Raw genomic sequence first — 16,812 nt, 5'->3', positions numbered from 1 at the left:
GTTCTGTTCTCCGTCACAGTGCCAGATACTGGCGTATCAGTTGCTCATCCCCGAGTTGCGCCGGGCTTAACGTGTCCACGATGCGGCCTTTGTCCATCACGCAGCAACGCGTCGCGATGCGCTCGACCATGCCCATATCCTGCTCCACCAGCACCACGCCGATGCCCGTCTCGCGCGCGATCGTCAGCAGCGTCTCGCCGATCAGATCGACAATGGAAGGCTGGATGCCTTCCGATGGCTCGTCGAGCAGCAGCACCTGCGGCGAGCTGACGAGCGCCCGCGCGATGGCGAGCTGCTGTTGTTCCCCGCCGCTCATCGTGCCCGCCTTTTGCCGGTAGCGCGTCTTGAGAACGGGGAAGTAACCGACAACCTTCTCCCGCATCGACGCTGCCTTGTCGGGGTTCGCCTGCGCGCCGACCTGAAGGTTCTCCGCGACCGTCAGTGCGCCGAATATCTCGCGGCCCTGCGGCACATAGCCGATGCCTTTGCGTGCCCGCACATAGGGCTTTTCATGACCGATGGGCGCGCCGTCGAGCACGATCTGGCCCGCGTCGAGCTTGACGAGACCGATCAGCGTGCGCATCAGCGTGGTCTTGCCGACGCCGTTGCGTCCGATCAGCGCCAGCACGTCGCCGCGCCCGATGCCGAACGACACGCCGTTGAGCACGCGCCCGCCGCCATAGCCCGCTGCCACGTCCGCAACTTCGAGAAGTGCGCTCATGATTGCTTCCCCAGATAGACTTCGGCGACGTCGTCGCGCGCGAGGATCTCTTCGAGCGGGCCGTCGGCGAGCAGCCTGCCGCCGTGCAGCACCGTCACGCGTGTCGCGATCTGCCTGACGAAGGTCATGTCGTGCTCGACGACCATCATCGTCAGGCCGGATGCGGAAAGCCGCTTGATGAGTTCGCCCGTCGCATGCGTTTCCTCGATCGACATGCCCGCAACGGGCTCGTCGAGAAACAGCAGCTTCGGCCGCAGCGACACGGCCATCGCAATTTCGAGCCATTGCTTCTTGCCATGCGACAGATGGCGCGCAAGCACATGCTCTTCCTGTTCCAGCAAGAAGCGCTGCAAGAGTTCTTCGATACTTCCAGGCCGGTCGTCCTTCGCGCGATGCAGCGAGAGCTGCAAATGCTGACGTACACTCAGATCCGGAAAGACACCGGGTATCTGAAACTTGATGCTCATCCCCATACGGATGCGCTCGTGCGGCAGCACATGGCTCATGTCCCGCCCGAGAAAATGCACGCTGCCATCGGACGGTCTATGCTCCCCCGTGATGAGCTTGAAAAACGTGCTCTTGCCTGCGCCGTTCGGTCCGATCACGCAGCGGATCTCGCCCGCGTCGATCTGAAAGTCGATACCGTTGATCACCTGCACACCACCGAAGTGTTTCTTGAGCGCGCGGGTTTCGAGCAGCACGGTCACGATTTACCCTCCTCTTGCTTGAGCGGTTCGTCGAAACACGGACGGTTGCGGCCGTTACGAAGGTGGCCCTCACGCTCGAAGCGCCGCAATTGCCTTGCTACGAACGGCAGCAGGCCTTCGGGCGCGGCCAGCACGACGACCAGCAGGATCGCGCCCATCAGGATCAACGCGTACTGGCTGCCATATACCGCGAGATTCTGCGAAAGCCACACGAGCAACGCAGTGCCCGCAATCGCGCCGCCGATGCTCTTGCGGCCCGACGTAGCAACCCAGATCACGGGCATGGCCGCAGCCGTGAGGCCCATCGTCGACGGCGTGATGTACGAGCCCCAGATCGTGTACAGCGCGCCCGACACGCCGCCCAGTGTGCCGCCGAGCACAAAGACCAGCAACTGATGAAGACGGATATCGACGCCCAGCATTTCCGCGCGCTGCGGGTTCTCGCGGATCGCGATCAGGGTGAGACCGAAGGGTCCGTCGAGCAGCTTGCGCATGAACGCGTAGACGGCGATCAGCAGGAGCAGCACCAGATAGTAGAAGCTCGTGTTCTCCAGTGTGAGCGGCCCGCCGGGCCACGGAACCGTCAGCGGCGGCATGCCGCCCATGCCGTTGTAGCCGTTCAGGCGCGCTTCGCCGATCGCCCATTGCGGCCCCGCCGTCTGCGCCATGAAGGTTTCGAGTACGAGCGTCACCGATAACGTCACGATGCCGATGAACACGCCCTTGATGCGCCCGAAGAAAATCATGTAGCCGATCAGCGCCGCGACGACGACGCTCACCGCGATGCCCGCGCCGAGGCCGAGCCACGAATCGAACCATGTGTCGCCGAAGTTCAGCGTGAAGATGCCGTAGCTATAGCCGGCCAGGCCGAAGAACGCGGTCTGCCCGAACGACAGGATGCCGCCGTAGCCCCACATCGCCGCAAGCCCGACCGCGCTGAACGCCCACAGCAGACAGTAGGCCAGATTGCCGCTCGTGTTCGCGTCCACGAAGAGCGGCAGACACAGCGCCACGACCCACGGCACGTAACGCAGCGCACGCGATGCCGGGCCTGACGCAGCCAGTGGCGCTCGCGTCACCGATTGCTTCACCGATTGCTTCACCGATTGCTTCACCGATTGCTTCGCCGATTGCTTCACGTCTCCTCCCGCCGCAAGCGCATGAACAGGTTGCCGAGCCCTTGCGGCATCAACCGGATCACCACGATCACGGTGACGAGCAGGCCGATCTGCCCGAACAGCTGACCGTAGGACGCGGTGAGCGCGGCCTGAATGATTGCCAGCACGCCGGCCGCCGGCGTGGTGCCGGCAATGACATTTGCGCCTCCGACGACCACCGACACGAACGCCTGCACGATGAAGTTGCTGCCCATCGTCGGCACGGCCGTCATGGTCGGCGCGTAGAGCGCGCCCGTGAGTCCGGCAAGTCCCGCACCCAGCGCGAACGTCAGCGTGTAGAGACGATCCGTGCGCAAGCCGAGGCATTGCGCGATGCTGGCGTTCTGTATCGTCGCGCGCGCACAGACGCCGTAGTTGGTCTTGAAGAACAGTAGATAAAGCGCGAACAGAATGCAAAGCGCGATTCCCGGCAGCACCGCGCGATACGTCGAGAACGAATACTCGCCGAGCGAGAACGCGCCGAACGGCGTGCCGATACCTTCGAGCGACGGACCGGCGACGAGCAGCATGGTCTGCTGCACAATCAGGCTGATGGCCCACGTCGCCACGACGGAATCGAACAGGCGGTCATAAAGATGACGAATCACGAGCCGCTCGATCACGACGCCCGCCATGGCTGCAGCCAGCGCGCCGAGCAGCATCGCGAGCGGCAGCGGCATGCCGTGCTTGGCCGAGATGATGGTGACATACGCGCCGCACATGATGAACTCGCCATGCGCGAGATTGATGACGCCCATCATGCCGAAGATCACCGCCAGCCCGAGCGCGGCCAGCACCAGATACGCAAAGCTGTCGCCGAACTGATAGATCAGCGAATAGAGCACCGACAAGGTGGCCATGATTGCTCCACTTTCAGAGAACGGGCGCGCCCTTCGACCCATCCGGACGCGCCCGTTCGGGTCACGACTTCTTCGGCAGATTCGACGGCGTGTATTGACGGTGATCCGGCTTGTTCGGCAGATCGCAGCCCACCTTGCCGAGCCAGTACGGCTGCACGTCGTCCCATACCTTCGGAATCTCGACGGAATGGTCGTCCTTCACATGCACGAGAAAGATCGTATGGCTCGCATGATGGCTCTTCGGGTCGATGCAAACCTTGCCCTGCGCGCCTTCCGTACAGATGCCGCCGCTCTCGAGCGCCTTGCGCACGGCATCCTGATTGGTGGACTTCGCCTTTTCGGCGGCTGCCTTGTAGAGGTATATCGCGTCGTAAGCGTTGGCGGCTTCCTGATTGATGTATGGCTCGTTAGGGAACTTCGCGTGGAAGCGTTTCTTGAAGTCGTTGCTCGCGGGCGTGTCGACTTCCTCGACATAATTCGCGGTCACGTACATGTCCTTCAATGCAGGCGGTTTGAAGCGCTTGTGCTCATATGCCTGACCGACGTTCACCGAACTCGCCATCGGCAGATTCAGATGCGCCGAAGCCTGCTGCTCGTAGTACGACGCCTGATTCGCGCCGACCAGCAAGGTCACGACAAAATCAGGTTTGGCCTTCTGGATGTTCTGGATGGTCTGACCGAACTGCGATACCGACAGCGGGATGAATTCCTCGCCCACCATCGTGCCGCCGTTCTCCTTCACGATGTTGCGCACCCATTCGGCGGAGATCTGCCCGAAGTTGTAATCGGCGGCGATTGTGTACACCTTCTTGCCGAATTTCTGCATCATCCACGGAATCAGCGTCGAGAACTGCTGCTCAGGCACGGCGCCCGTCACGAAGGTGTTGGTGTCGCACACACCGCCCTCGTACTGGTTGTCGTACCAGTAGAGTTGATGCGCGCGATCCATGATGGGACGAATCGCTTCGCGCGAGGCGCTGGAGAACGCGCCGAAGATCACGTCCGGCTTGTCGGTCTGCACGAGGCGCCGCGCGAGTTCCTGAAACTTGGTGTTGTCCGATTGCGTGTCGTACGCGATGAGCTGGATCGGGCGGCCCAGAATGCCGCCCTTGGCGTTGATTTCGTCGACGGCGAGCTGCGTGGCGTGAATCTTCGGGATGGTCGCCAGCGCGAAGTTGCCCGACGCGTCTTCCAGCAGGCCGACCTTCACGGGTTCGGCGGCATCCGTGACATTCGTGACAAGCGACGTGACTGCAAGTCCTGCTATGAGGGCCAGACGCATCCAGCCGGACGGCTTAAGCAACATGCGGATTCTCCAGTAGTGGGCTCGAACTCCCGAAAATGCGAACAAAAAAAAAAGCCCCCTGACGAACACACGGTTCGTCAGGGGGCTTCTGTGCCGGACCCTCGGGCGGACATCGTTGTCGGGCCGCGAGGAATGGATGCAGTCTAAAGCGCCGATTTTTGCGTTGTCAACGCTGATCAAAAATCCTTTTGACGTCTGCGCGCGCGGGGAAACTATCGCCGATAGTGGCGACGGCCCAATCGCCCGAACTGATCTCACGCGCGGCGCGTACGTCGCCAACGCGGCGGACTGCATTTGCAACGGACTGCGCGGGGCAGCGACGCGGTGAATGACAGCGCGACGATATGGACCTTCTGCGCCGCAACCGCGTCGACGATATCGTGCAGCGGCGTCTGCAAGCCCAGTGGACGCATTCGCATGGAGAGCGTGAACATCGCTTCGGCCATCAGAATGCCGAGATCGCGCCCTTCGCCGGAGAGCGTCATGAGCAGCGCGCGCGGGCGGAAGCCGCGCCCGCGCACGGCGTCCGACAGCGGGCATGTCAGTTGCGCATCGTCAACTGAAGCGTCTCACTGAACAAGGGTTTTCATCAGCTCCGCGTGGCCTTGAGAACGCTTCGAGCCTTGTACTGGACATACTCCTCCTGCCTTGGAGAAGAAGCGACCACGCAAGCCACCGAGGCATTCAAGCGCCTTGTGGCGGTGGCAGGCGGAACGCGTGATTGCGCGAGCGATCCCTAGCCGCTGTTCATTATCCGCCGGGAACATCGCACGTTTGCCCTGGGTACCACTCGAGCAGCACCCTCTTATCCGCGGGTGGACTGCAAAACGTGGGTTCAGTCCGCATTTCCAAAAGGTCGCTTAGGAGCGCGCGCCATGCGTTTGCGTGACTTTGGCTCGCGGTTTCGATCTCCTGTGGCAGCGCTGTCGCGCGGACGGTCGTAACGCTCGGGCGGGACGTTCAGGTATCGGAGGCTGAGGAAAGCATAACAAATCACCGCAGCGGTGAGACCGAGCAAGATGTAACCGGTTCTGGACAATAGCAGGGCAAACCCGGTCAACACAAAGACGACGAGAGTGTTAACGACCAGTTGGCGCCGCAACTCGGGCCGCTCCAAGAAGTAGCCGTACTGCTTTCCAATGAAAAAGCAGACCGCCCCGATCACCGACAGTACCCGGAAATCGGATACCACCATGTCGTCCAAAGTCGCGTGCCGGATCAGGCTCGCTAAAATCGACAGGCCAATGAAGACGAAAAAGTGCGAGTACAGGACCGAATGGCCGGTCGTGAGCTTCTGCTTGGTAAGCAGGTGAAAACTGTCAAAGTAGACCCACCAGATGCCCGATATCATCACGAAGCCGGTGGCGGCCGTCAGCAGCCTCTCCACAGTCCAGTTGATGTTGGCTAGTCCCGTGGACAGGCTGCTTACGGACTCACCCAGCATGATAATCGTGAGCAGGCCCACACGCTCGATGAGATGCTCGGTATGCACAGGGATGACCTGGAGACGACGCGGCAAAAAAAAAGATGAACACGACCAGATCAAACAGTATTCCAAGGTAAAACACGACATATCGCTGTGGTGCCGGGAACAGGATCGAAGCGAGGCTGATGGTGGTGCCAGCGACGATTACCCAGCCAATTGCCATTGTGAGTGCCTCGCTTCCCTTATGGCGGTATCTGGACACGAAATACATGATGGCGACGATGTATTTTGAACCGGCGTAGCAGACGACGATGGCCTCAAAGCTAGTCAGGAATCGTCGGTCGATCAGGCCTGAGATGATGATCAGCAGGAATATGATGAACAGGGTTGCGAGCCGATGCTTCCGGTCATCGGCATCGAAGCGGTTGGCATACATCGTGTGGCTTGCCCAAATCCACCACAAAGGTATGAACACCAGGACGAATTTCCAGAACTGGAGTGGGTCAAGATGACCGTCGTGCGTGTGGCTCAAGATATGCGTCACGTCACCGATAGTCACCGCAAAAATCAGGTCGAAGAACGCCTCGAGCCAAGTGGTATGGCGATTGGACTCGAAATACTTTATGTTATGCATACCGCCTCTTTGTCGTGCTTGCGCCGGGTGGCACGTCCGCTAGTTGTCGCGATGAGAATTGCTGGACGAGGCGGCTTTTGTATTATCTAGTTCTGCTTACATAAAAATAGAAAGTGCTAAGAAAAGCTGACTACGCAAGGATTTAATGCATTGCGTCTGCAGTGGGAGATGCTCAACTTTTATGAACATAATGCAGCCCTCAAGAGGCCTCGCTTGACGCACGGTCAATTCAGCCTCGCGCGTGTCACGCGCGGCTGGGCCGTGTGACACCTCGCGCATTCCGGCTTGCCCCCCGGACACGTCGATAGCTAGTCATTAATCGGGATGTTGCGAGCAAAACAACGACCGCGGGACGTCCGCGCTCGCGTTTGAATCAAAGTCTTGAGATGACGCGGCGCCTCGGTTTGTGAATCCGGGTTGTCGGGTCGGGCTCGCTCAGGGCTAGGGCGACAAAATCCGAAGGGGTTCCACTTCTCTAAATCGGGAAGTATGGCTAGCCCCCTGTTTCCAGATGAAAGATTGAATATCGGATTGTCGACGGCTGATTTCAACCCTTGGCGTATTGGAACTCGGGGAGTTTGCTCAGCGCATCCTTGCTGGCGCCGTCCAATATCATTTTTGGTGTGATCTGCTTGAACCGCTGCACGGGAATAGCGACGCGGTGCGCGGCGATGCCGAGAAATCCGCCAACATCGATAATGGCCACAGAAAGTGACCCGTCGGGCGCGACAATCAGGTCGTCGATCCGTCCTATCTTTTCGTTTTTCTCGTTGTACACGTCGGTGTGGACTAGCTTCGATGCACGCCACCCCTTCGCCACGAGTTGCGTTTGCGTGACGCTCACGCCGAGAGGTACCGCGCCCGCGACCGGGGCCTCGGGCTGCTGCCCGATCGCGGGGCCGGCCGGGAACACGGTCGCCGTCACGGCGAACAGAACTGAGAGGATTCTTGTAGCCTTTTCGATTTTTGCATGCATGATGTACTCCCGATGCGCACTATTAAATAATGGGGCACCCTGCGCGGCCGCGGCCTCTTATGGGTGCAGCGGGCCGTTCGGCTTGCCGGAGAAATCGCAACGCTGGCAGCCGCGCGGTCTGTTGCTGAGTGCTATCAGCAGCACTTGAGTGATCAGGGTCTGCATAGGCCGGGCGGCAATGGAATCCACTGGTCTTTTCGGCTCGCGCGATGGCGGGGCCCTGTGACGACCACCGCGGCCCGTCCTGACAGCGCCGCGAACACGGCGATGAGCAGAATGGGCGTAATTCCAGCGCCGCTGGTGCTCCGATCTCAACCAAAGGTAATTTCACCCAGGGCGTCAGATTTTGCGCCGAACTGATTGCCCATGACGTCAAGCGTAAGCTCGCCAAGAGCGCGATTCTTTCTCTTTTCTGCCGAGATGTATCAAAAATCTGCAGTGTGAGCCGCGCCCGGACCGGTCGTGAAGCGCTGTCATAGCATCTCTAGCCGCCCAGAGGAATCGGTTATCGAGTCACATAGCTCGCGGCAAGGTTCGGCGGGTATTGTCAGAAAGGCGCAGCCGAAATCGTTAATACCTTTATTGCCGCTTGCAAGTGGAACGGGTCGGTGACCGTTTGCAAAGGGCAGCGCCGCCATTCGAGCACCAGTGCGAACAGTGATGCACTGTCCTCTTTTGGCCGGCATTACCCGCTGAGCTATGCCACCCCGAAATTCCGCTGGGGCAAGGAAATGTTTCGAACGCCAGCTTGTACCGCTCCGCTTGGGAAAGCGGGATGCTGGAATGCCGTTCTGCTCAACTCAAACGCAAGGATTAAATCGATAGCTGGCCAAGCAATAAAGAGCAAAAAGATACCCTCGGCAATCTACCTGTTTGCTTGAGAGGAACTTTCATGGCGAACGTTACCGCAGGTAGCAGCGATCTGAACAAGTACGACGATTTTCGTCGTGTTTCACTGGAACATACAGAACCTGAATGCGATGGGCCAGTCCAATCCGGCGCGCCGTATCGTCAATCAAGACTGGCATGCCGAGATCAGCGGTTTCATGCTACCTGAGCGGCGGAATGCGCGTTAGCTTCCCGCCGTTTGCAAACAACGAGTTCTCTCATGTCGATGGCGACATCGTTATCATGGGCCACGGCAATTACGGCGACCGGACCGCCAGGGATTCGGGTATATGTACAGCGCACGCTCACTGGCCCGTCTGCTGGTAGATGGGGGGCTCCCCAACGATTATGCCGGCACGATCATTGTGTGGAGTTGCGTCAGTCCAGGATTTGGTCCGCACCCCCGCCTTTCAGCGGATCGGGTGGAGTGACCCCCTGAGGCTGGGCATCGAGCGCGCAGCAACAGCTACAGCCAGAAGGACCGTCGGTTCCCGCAAAAGCAAGCGATATGACGTGACATACGCCTCGCTCGCCGAGGTCGTCTTGTGCCGTTCCACTTCCCGCGCATCAATGCTTTCCGTGGACGCCATGATGTTCCTTGCAAAGCGTGTGGGTCAGGTCGATTGATTCACGTGACGTCCGACGTGGGCGTTGTCAGCTGCGTTGCGCTTCAAAAGCCGGCCCCGCGCTCGCCTCGTGACGACGATAACCGCAAGGACCACTGGCCCTATCGCCAGACCTTCGGCAAGCTCCGGCTCGATAGGGAGATTCAACACGTGCATTGCCTTGAACGCCGCTGCCGCCAACGACAGCACGTAGTATGAAATTGCAGCCACCGACAGCCCCTCCACGGCGTGCTGGAGATGCAACTGGTTCCGTGCTGTGCGCTCCATGCCAGCAAGCAGCCGGGTGACATCCTTTTCCTGCGCAAGGTTGACTCTTGTACGCAACAGATCGACTGCTCGGGCGATCCGGGCTGCGATCTGTTCGTGACGCGACCACACGCTGCGACACGTCTCCATCGCTGGCGCAAAGCGGCGCTCCATGAACTCCTGGATCATCGGCATACCCTCAATTCGCTCCTCCCGAAGCTCGTTAATGCGGGCAAGTACCAGTTTCTCGTAAGCGCGCGACGCGCTGAACCGGCCACCCGATCCAGAGAGTGCCTCCACGCGGACGGCGAGGTGCGTCAGCTTGACGAGCAATTGCGAATCGTCGCTGTCGGTGGCTTGCACGTCCATGCTCTGCATCAGAGATTGAAGCGAGGAGTGAATATCGTCGAGCTCGCGTCCCATGCGACGCGCAATGGGCAGCGCAAGCAGCGCCATCATCCGGTACGTCTCGATCTCGTAGAGCCGTTGCAAAAGTCTTCCGCCCTGCTCTTCCCGAAAGCCTTCGTCGATGACGAGAAAGCGCATAAACCCGTCTGGCCGGACGTGCCAGTCGCAGAAGACCTGTCCACCACCTAAGACATTGCTGCCGACGAGAATTGGGCCATCGATCCACTGGCGTACTGCGTCGCGCGCCGAATCCACGCGGGGTCCTGTGATCAATTCCATACGGGATGCGACGAATCTGCTCCCAGCAAGCTGCCTGAACCAGCTCTCGGGAATTCCCCTGATGGCAACGTCGTCGAAGAGGTCGTCGTCTTCACGCGGGATAACGAACGTGAACGTGGAAAACTCGGTATGCCGTTCCCACTTTAAATACCAGCCACAGGGCGAAAGCACGGCATAGTGTGTGGCGCCATCCTCCGGGGCCGGAACTCCAGTGTCACGGCAGAGAGAATTCAGCAGCGTCTCGTGTATCGCGACGTTGTGCTCCGCGTAAATCGCGTAGTGCGTCAGCGAAACAGATTCGGCCACCTTCAGAAATGGGCGAGCATGCAATTCAGCTGCCAAAGTCGCGCGTAAGGGATGGTCCATGATCGGTATCGTTACGGGTTAGCTACTCACGCAGACAAACTTTTCTGCAACGAATCTGCTCGCTTTAACTATGGCAGACTCGTGCCCGCAAATAAAACTCATTGTTTTGATCGAAACCTTCAGTTTTTCTGATAGTGCGCACGCCTGGAACATCACTCAGCGTTCCATGCGTCCACGCCTTTAAAGAATGGGGGTTATTCGCCCGAGCTACCTACCGGCGCGAGGCCGGTTCTCCGATCATGAGACCCAAGACGAGCGAACTGTTCGCCTTCGTCACCCGATACCCCTGCGTAACTAACCGGAGACTCACCGTGTCGCTCCAGGACAAGCTCGACGCATTCAAGGCCGATTTCAAGGCGGCAAGCCGCCGTACAACGCGCCGCCCGAAATCCATCCGATCATGGAACGCGCGACGGCCGAACTGGTCGCTAGCGGGCAGGCAGCCCGCGCCATCAAGGCAGGTGAGCGTGTAAGGATCAGGACGGCAACGAAGTGTCGTCGGAAGAACTGCTTGCGAAGGGACCGCTCATTGTTACGTTCTACCGCGGTGTCTGGTGTCCGTACTGCAACCTCGAACTCCAGGCCATCAATGAAGCCCTGCCCCAGATCAAGGCGCTCGGCGCCAGCGTTGTGGCCATCTCGCCGCAGACGGCCGTCAACAGCCGCAAGTCTGTGCGTACGAACGAACTGGGCTTCCCGGTGCTGAGCGACGTCAGGAACGACACAGCAGCGGCGTTTGGTCTGCGCTTCAATCTGCCCGACTATCTGGTCGAACTGTACAAGAACCTCAAGAACGATCTGCCGGCGTTCAACGGCGACGCGAGCTGGACACTCCCGATGCCCGTCCGCTATGTGATCGGCCAGGATGGTGTGGTGCTGTACGCTGAAGTCAACCCGGATTACACGCACCGCCCCGATCCGTCGGAAATGCTTCCGATCCTCGAGAAAACCGTCAGCATCTGACGCCTCACCTGCCGCGCTGCCTCACGCGGCGTGCCCTTCGGTGTTTTTCGTGAGAAGCGACATGGCTGCACGCACTTTCCTGACACCGGCGCGACCAAGCGTATCGGCCGAGCGCTCTCAGAGCGTCGCGCGCGAGCCAGTCGTCAGGTGATCGGTCCCGCGCGCGACGATGCCGATTTCCCAGGCAATGTTGTGCGGGTCGACCTCGCAGACCACGACGCGCAGCGGCCGCGCTGGATAATCTGACGCGCCGGCATGCGATGGACGGCGTGGTGAACGACGTCAGCCTCGCGTGCCGGGTTGGCCGCTGGTTGCTTGAGCCAGCGCCTCCTCGACGAATGCAACGAATGCGCGGGCCCTCGCCGTCACCAGACGTCCCGAAGGAAAGACCGCCCACAGGTCGGCGGGTGGCAAGGTCCAATCGGTCTACACGGCCTGCACGTCGCCCGACGCCAGCTCGGGAGAAAACATCCAGTGCGAAGCGACGGCAAGCCCCATTCCACCGAGAACCGCGGTTCGCATGCCTTCGGCCGCGCTCACGCGGACGCGTCCCGTGACCGTCGTATCTACGTTGGTGCCGTCCTGGCCGAACGTCCATGTTTCGCCGCCGCCATGCTGCGAATAAACGATCGCCTGATGATGGCCAAGGTCGGCGGGCGACATCGGTACGCCGGCCCGCGCGAAATAGCCGGGAGTGCCGACGACGAGCCGCGGGCTTCGTCCGATGCGGCGCGCCGTCATCGCTGAATCCGCCACCGAGCCCATCCGCAAGGCGACGTCCATTCCCTCCTCGAGCAGATCGATGTTGCGATCATCGAGCACAAGGTCGATTTCCAGCTTCGGATGCCGACTCAGGAACGCGTTCAGTGAAGGCAACACGTGAAGACACGCGAACGTCACGGCCGCGCTCACGCGCAGCTTGCCCGACAGGCTGTCGGATGCGTGACGGACGACCTGTTCGGCCTCGTCGGCCTCCCTGATCGTGCGCTTCGCATGCTCGTAGAACCGCTGACCGGCGTCCGTCATCGTCAGGCCGCGGGTCGAGCGCAGGATGAGCCGCGCGCCCAGCCGCTCTTCGAGCTGCGCAACGGATCTGGAAATGGCCGGCTGGCCGACGTTCATCCGCTTCGCGGCGGCCAAAAACGAACCCGCCTCGGCCACGCTGATGAACATTTCCATTGCAGCCAGTCGATCCATACTGCGCTTCTCCCCTTCTCGTCGAGGTCCTTATTTCGCGGCGGCTGCTGTGCGATGATTCGCCGCAAACTCTCTGCGGGCGAAAGTTTCTCGCGAGAATCTCACGCATCACTGCTCGATCTGCTGGTTCCAGCGTTGATCCCATTGCGCGCGATGCGCGTTGATCGAATCCCAATCGACGACCGTCACCTTCTTCACCAGGTCGTCTACATTGCCGAGGCTCTTTTGCATGCCGGGCGTCATCGTGGCGTGCCCGTTGGTCGGAATCTGCTTGCCGGCAGAAGCCGCCTTAGATTGCGCCGGCGCGGACAACAGGAACTGCGCGAGCTTTTGGGCGAGTTGCGGATCAGAGTTGTTCTTCACGACGCACAGATCGACCAGCAGCAACACGGCGCCCTCTTTCGGATTCGCGTATGCAACGGGAATGCCCTTGTCCTGAAGATCGCCGACAGCCGTTGGCGTCAACGGAAAGAGGCCGGCTTCCCCCGTCTGCACCATCTCCGAGAGCTTGGCCGAATTCGGAATGTATTCGACGACGTTCGGTCCGACAGTACTCGACCATTTGCTGAATCCCGGTTCGACGTTCTGGTCGCTGCCGCCCATCAGCCGGTTGATCGCGAGAAATCCGTGCAGGCCGAACGTACTGCTCGACGCGGACTGAAACACCACCTTGCCCTTGTACTTCGGATTGGCGAAGTCCATCCACGAAGTCGGCGGCGCCCAGCCTTTCTCCGCAAACAGCTTCGTGTTGTAGCCGATGCCCGTCATGCCCAGTTGCACGCCCGCGCCGATGTCGTCCTTCATCCGCGCGAACGGATACAGCTCTTTCAGCACGGGCGAATCGTCGAGTTTCTGGCACACGCCCATGCTGACGGCGCGCGCCATCACGCCGTCATCGAGAAACGCGACATGGATCTGCGGACTGTTGCGATTCGCGAGCAGCTTGGCCAGCACATCCGATGACGTGCCCGGCACCACGACCACCTTCACGTTGTTCGCTTTCTCGAAATCGGGCAGCACCTGGCTCGTGTACGCCTTTTCCATCGGCCCGCCGTTCATGCCGATGTAGATCGTTTTGGTTTGCGACCAGGCAGGCGCGGCGGCGCCGACCGCGAACACGGCGGCCAGCGCCGCGACCTTGCTTGACAGCTTCATCGTGGGTCTCCTTGACATGACTAAAGAACAGCGGGAATGGCACTTCGATCGAAGCGGCCGATTGCGAACGCATCGAGCGGCGTCGACGTCTCGCCGTCGATGACCAGGTCGGCCAGCACCTCGCCGACTCCGGGTGCGAGCAGAAAACCGCCGCCCGAAAAACCGAACGCATGCAACAGTCGCGGCACCTTCCGGCTCGCGCCGATCACGGGATTGCTGTCGGGCGTCTCGCCTTCGACACCACTCCAGGTGCGAATCAGCAACGCATCGCGCAATCCGGGCAGCAACGCGCAGGCGTCTCGCATCACCGCACGCGTGGTTTGCGTCGACGGTTGCGCGTACTCGCCGTCACCGTGTCCACGCCCGCCGCCGATCACGCAGTTGCCGCGCTCGACCTGGCGCGCATATACGCCGCCGCCTACCACGCCGAGGTTGTGCGTGACGAAACGGGGCAGCGGCTCCGTTACCCACATGTTCGGATAGATCGGATGCATCGGCACGGACTCGCCGAAGAAGCCCGCCACGGTATTCGCCCACGCACCGGCGCAGTTGAGGAGCCAGTCGGCCGTGACGTGCTCGTCGCCGGCGCGAATCTGGAAGCGCGTGCCGTCGTGCGCGATGTCGATCAATGGCGTTTGTTCGCGGACCACCACGCCTGCCCTTTGTGCCGCGCGCGCAAAGGCAGGCGACACGAGGCGCGGATTCGCATGCCCGTCGCTCATGCACAACGACCCGCCCAGCACCGCCTCGCCGAGCCACGGAAAGCGTTTGCGAAACGTCGCGCCGCTCATCAGTTCGGTTGAGAGCCCATGCTCGCGGGCCATCGCGGCCCACGTCTCGAGCACGGCAAAATCGCTTTCGCGGCGCGCGAGACGCAGATGTCCAGACACAACCAGTTCCCCGTCGATGCCGATCAGTTCGGGCAAGCGGTCCCACACACGCCGCGCGCGCATCGCAAGCGGGAGTTGTTCGACGGGCCTGCCCTGGCATCGCACGCCGCCGTAGTTGACGCCGCTCGCTTGCGCGCCGCAGTAGCGCCGCTCGAACAGGCCGACAGACACGCCGCGCCGCGCAAGCGCGAGCGCTGCCGACGATCCGACGAGGCCACCGCCCGCGATGACAGCCTGATAGTGCACGGCATCACTCATCGCGCGCCTCCTCGGGAATCGCCGCGACGTCGTCGTCGAAGAGCATCGCAGCAATGGGAATGGGCTTGATGGGCGCCTGGCTGCGCAGACGACCGGCGCCCTCGAGCGAGCATCCCGTTTCGTCACTAAGAAGCGCGATGGCCGCCTCGCCGCACATGCGTCCCTGGCAGCGTCCCATGCCGATGCGCGTCAGTGCCTTGAGGCGGTTGATCTCGCTAGCCTCCCCTTCGCGGATGCATCGGCGCAGCGTGCCCGCATCGATCTCTTCGCAGCGGCATACGATCATGTCGTCGGGCCATTGCTTCGCCGGTCGTTGCGGCGGCGCGAAGGCCGCTTCGATGCCCGTGCGAAACACGGCGATACGCTTGAGACGCCGTTCGAGCGCCGCGGCATCGATGCCGTCCCGATGCAGTGGATGCGCGATGCCGAGATCGTCGAGCAGCGCGAGCGCTGCGCGGCGTCCCGCGAGTTCCGCCGCATCCGCGCCTGCAATCCCCGCGCCGTCGCCCGCCAGATAAATGCCCTGTACCGAACTGCGTCCGGCGGCGTCGCGCTCGGGCAGCCAGCAGCGGTTCAATTCGTCGAAGCGAAAACGGCAACCGGCAAGATCGGCTAGTTGCGTTTCCGGCCGCAGCCCGAAACCCAGGCCGACGGCATCGCAGGCAATCGAGTCGATGCGCGCCGTCACCTCAGCTGCTTGCGACGCGCGAAAGCGAATACCCGTCACGCCCTGCTCGCCATCGATGCCGACGAGCGTCACGCCGCGCAGCACTTTCACGCCGCGAGCCTTCAGCCATGCAACGTAATAGACGCCTTTTGCGAACATCGACGGCTGGCTCAGGAGCTTCGGCGTTGCGGCGACCTGCTTCGAGAAGCCGCTCGTGTCGAGCACGGCTTCGATCCGCGCGCCCGCCTTCACGTATTGATACGCAACCAGATACAGCAATGGCCCCGTTCCCGCCAGCACGACGCGCCGCCCGATCGCGCACCCTTGCGCCTTTAGCGCGACCTGTGCGCCGCCGAGCGTATAGACGCCCGGCAAGGTCCAGCCGGGGATCGGCAGCACGCGATCGGTTGCCCCGCTCGCGATGAGCAGATGCGTGAAGGGCACGCTGATCTCGCGGCCATTGCACAGCGTTTCGAGCCGGCGCGGCTCGCATGCCCATACAAGCGTTTCAGGTCGATAGTCGATGCGTGGAAGAATCTCGCGCATCGCCTGATGCACGGCATCGGCCTTGCCCGACTCAAAACCGTAGAGCGCCGCCCTGGTACGCTGGAAGCCCGAATCCGCGGGCGGTTGACGGTAGATCTGTCCGCCCCAGCGCGCGTTTTCATCGAGGACGACGGGCCTGAGGCCCGCCGCCGCCAGCATTTGCGCGGCGCGCACGCCGGCAGGCCCCGCGCCGACGATCACCACCTGCTGGTCGCCGTTCATCGCGTGCTCCCTGCGGCGGATGCCGCGCCGTTCGTCACGACGCGCATGCCCGGTTGAACGAGCGTCGAACAGGCACGTATGCGCGCACCGTTCTCGCAGCGCACCCAACAATCCTGGCAAGCGCCGATCAGGCAAAAGCCCGCGCGCAGTTCGCCGCTGAACTCGCTACGGCGTACGTGACGTTGCTGCGTGAGCAGGGCCGTCAGCACGGTGTCGCCCGTCAGCGCGCCGACCTCCACACCATCGATGAAAAAGGACACCGGCGCGCGTTCGGACTCGGCCACGCGTAGCAACTGGCTGTTGGGACTGGTCAT

The 16,812-nt window shown here is 61.4% G+C and carries 14 protein-coding genes and 3 pseudogenes; 2 read left to right on the top strand and 15 right to left on the bottom strand.

Annotation, left to right across the window (positions count from 1 at the left end; translation table 11 throughout):
* Positions 1-13: 13 nt before the first annotated feature.
* The 6 genes from H3V53_RS03245 to H3V53_RS03220 all read right to left on the bottom strand — a co-directional run bounded on the left by H3V53_RS03245 (position 14) and on the right by H3V53_RS03220 (position 5,236).
* A complete protein-coding gene (locus tag H3V53_RS03245) occupies positions 14-721 on the bottom strand; it encodes an ABC transporter ATP-binding protein (protein ID WP_336596687.1) in 708 nt (235 codons plus the stop codon).
* A complete protein-coding gene (locus tag H3V53_RS03240; protein ID WP_054922077.1) occupies positions 718-1,428 on the bottom strand; it encodes an ATP-binding cassette domain-containing protein in 711 nt (236 codons plus the stop codon). The genes H3V53_RS03245 and H3V53_RS03240 overlap by 4 nt, the downstream gene beginning before the upstream one ends.
* A complete protein-coding gene (locus H3V53_RS03235) occupies positions 1,425-2,519 on the bottom strand; it encodes an ABC transporter permease subunit (RefSeq protein WP_336596767.1) in 1,095 nt (364 codons plus the stop codon). The genes H3V53_RS03240 and H3V53_RS03235 overlap by 4 nt, the downstream gene beginning before the upstream one ends.
* A 44-nt stretch (positions 2,520-2,563) precedes the next feature.
* On the bottom strand, positions 2,564-3,445 hold the full coding sequence (locus H3V53_RS03230) for an ABC transporter permease subunit (protein WP_054922076.1): 882 nt from the start codon (positions 3,443-3,445) through the stop codon (positions 2,564-2,566).
* Positions 3,446-3,506: 61 nt separating this feature from the next.
* On the bottom strand, positions 3,507-4,751 hold the full coding sequence (locus tag H3V53_RS03225; protein WP_054922074.1) for an urea ABC transporter substrate-binding protein: 1,245 nt from the start codon (positions 4,749-4,751) through the stop codon (positions 3,507-3,509).
* Between the two features lie 254 nt (positions 4,752-5,005).
* Positions 5,006-5,236, bottom strand: coding sequence for a hypothetical protein (locus H3V53_RS03220; protein ID WP_336596686.1), 231 nt, complete (start codon positions 5,234-5,236; stop codon positions 5,006-5,008).
* 87 nt (positions 5,237-5,323) lie between these two features.
* On the opposite strand from H3V53_RS03220, the pseudogene H3V53_RS03215 reads away from it, so the two are divergent.
* Positions 5,324-5,473, top strand: a pseudogene (locus tag H3V53_RS03215) (CHAD domain-containing protein); the annotation flags it as partial.
* A 113-nt stretch (positions 5,474-5,586) separates the two neighbouring features.
* Here the strand turns inward: H3V53_RS03215 and H3V53_RS03210 are convergent.
* The 4 genes from H3V53_RS03210 to H3V53_RS03195 form a co-directional block, all read right to left on the bottom strand.
* A complete protein-coding gene (locus H3V53_RS03210; protein ID WP_336596684.1) occupies positions 5,587-6,216 on the bottom strand; it encodes a low temperature requirement protein A in 630 nt (209 codons plus the stop codon).
* Complete coding sequence (locus tag H3V53_RS03205; RefSeq protein WP_336596683.1) at positions 6,185-6,811, bottom strand: low temperature requirement protein A; 627 nt, start codon at positions 6,809-6,811, stop codon at positions 6,185-6,187. Before H3V53_RS03205 ends, H3V53_RS03210 begins: the two co-directional genes overlap by 32 nt.
* A gap of 547 nt (positions 6,812-7,358) precedes the next feature.
* Positions 7,359-7,787, bottom strand: a complete 429-nt coding sequence (locus H3V53_RS03200; protein ID WP_336596682.1) for a PRC-barrel domain-containing protein — start codon at positions 7,785-7,787, stop codon at positions 7,359-7,361.
* A 1,502-nt stretch (positions 7,788-9,289) separates the two neighbouring features.
* Complete coding sequence (locus H3V53_RS03195) at positions 9,290-10,603, bottom strand: DUF3422 family protein (protein WP_336596766.1); 1,314 nt, start codon at positions 10,601-10,603, stop codon at positions 9,290-9,292.
* A 308-nt stretch (positions 10,604-10,911) separates the two neighbouring features.
* Between H3V53_RS03195 and H3V53_RS03190 the strand changes: the two are divergent.
* Positions 10,912-11,563, top strand: a pseudogene (locus H3V53_RS03190) (peroxiredoxin-like family protein).
* Between the two features lie 282 nt (positions 11,564-11,845).
* Here H3V53_RS03190 and H3V53_RS03185 read toward each other — a convergent pair.
* The 5 genes and pseudogenes from H3V53_RS03185 to H3V53_RS03165 all read right to left on the bottom strand — a co-directional run bounded on the left by H3V53_RS03185 (position 11,846) and on the right by H3V53_RS03165 (position 16,812).
* Positions 11,846-12,760, bottom strand: a pseudogene (locus H3V53_RS03185) (LysR family transcriptional regulator).
* Between the two features lie 108 nt (positions 12,761-12,868).
* On the bottom strand, positions 12,869-13,915 hold the full coding sequence (locus H3V53_RS03180) for an ABC transporter substrate-binding protein (RefSeq protein ID WP_336596681.1): 1,047 nt from the start codon (positions 13,913-13,915) through the stop codon (positions 12,869-12,871).
* Positions 13,916-13,935: 20 nt separating this feature from the next.
* The gene (locus tag H3V53_RS03175) at positions 13,936-15,063 is read right to left on the bottom strand and encodes an NAD(P)/FAD-dependent oxidoreductase (protein ID WP_336596680.1); all 1,128 of its coding nucleotides are present in this window, start codon (positions 15,061-15,063) and stop codon (positions 13,936-13,938) included.
* On the bottom strand, positions 15,056-16,498 hold the full coding sequence (locus tag H3V53_RS03170) for an FAD/NAD(P)-dependent oxidoreductase (protein ID WP_336596679.1): 1,443 nt from the start codon (positions 16,496-16,498) through the stop codon (positions 15,056-15,058). Before H3V53_RS03170 ends, H3V53_RS03175 begins: the two co-directional genes overlap by 8 nt.
* Entirely contained in the window at positions 16,495-16,812 is a 318-nt protein-coding gene (locus H3V53_RS03165) for a (2Fe-2S)-binding protein (protein ID WP_419539405.1), read from the bottom strand. Before H3V53_RS03165 ends, H3V53_RS03170 begins: the two co-directional genes overlap by 4 nt.

Origin of the sequence: Paraburkholderia bengalensis (genome assembly GCF_037126505.1) — a bacterium.
Taxonomy (GTDB): Bacteria; Pseudomonadota; Gammaproteobacteria; order Burkholderiales; family Burkholderiaceae; genus Paraburkholderia; species Paraburkholderia bengalensis.
Note: the sequence above shows the minus strand (reverse complement) of the source record. Positions and strands in the feature narration are given on the sequence as shown.

Excerpts from the sequence above, each read along its gene's own strand:
- H3V53_RS03205 (WP_336596683.1), bottom strand. The coding sequence starts at position 6,811 with ATGCATAACATAAAGTATTTCGAGTCCAATCGCCATACCACTTGGCTC.
- H3V53_RS03165 (WP_419539405.1), bottom strand. The coding sequence starts at position 16,812 with ATGACCAGTCCCAACAGCCAGTTGCTACGCGTGGCCGAGTCCGAACGC.
- H3V53_RS03200 (WP_336596682.1), bottom strand. The coding sequence starts at position 7,787 with ATGCATGCAAAAATCGAAAAGGCTACAAGAATCCTCTCAGTTCTGTTC.
- H3V53_RS03175 (WP_336596680.1), bottom strand. The coding sequence starts at position 15,063 with ATGAGTGATGCCGTGCACTATCAGGCTGTCATCGCGGGCGGTGGCCTC.
- H3V53_RS03230 (WP_054922076.1), bottom strand. The coding sequence starts at position 3,445 with ATGGCCACCTTGTCGGTGCTCTATTCGCTGATCTATCAGTTCGGCGAC.
- H3V53_RS03245 (WP_336596687.1), bottom strand. The coding sequence starts at position 721 with ATGAGCGCACTTCTCGAAGTTGCGGACGTGGCAGCGGGCTATGGCGGC.
- H3V53_RS03180 (WP_336596681.1), bottom strand. The coding sequence starts at position 13,915 with ATGAAGCTGTCAAGCAAGGTCGCGGCGCTGGCCGCCGTGTTCGCGGTC.
- H3V53_RS03170 (WP_336596679.1), bottom strand. The coding sequence starts at position 16,498 with ATGAACGGCGACCAGCAGGTGGTGATCGTCGGCGCGGGGCCTGCCGGC.
- H3V53_RS03225 (WP_054922074.1), bottom strand. The coding sequence starts at position 4,751 with ATGTTGCTTAAGCCGTCCGGCTGGATGCGTCTGGCCCTCATAGCAGGA.
- H3V53_RS03220 (WP_336596686.1), bottom strand. The coding sequence starts at position 5,236 with ATGACGCTCTCCGGCGAAGGGCGCGATCTCGGCATTCTGATGGCCGAA.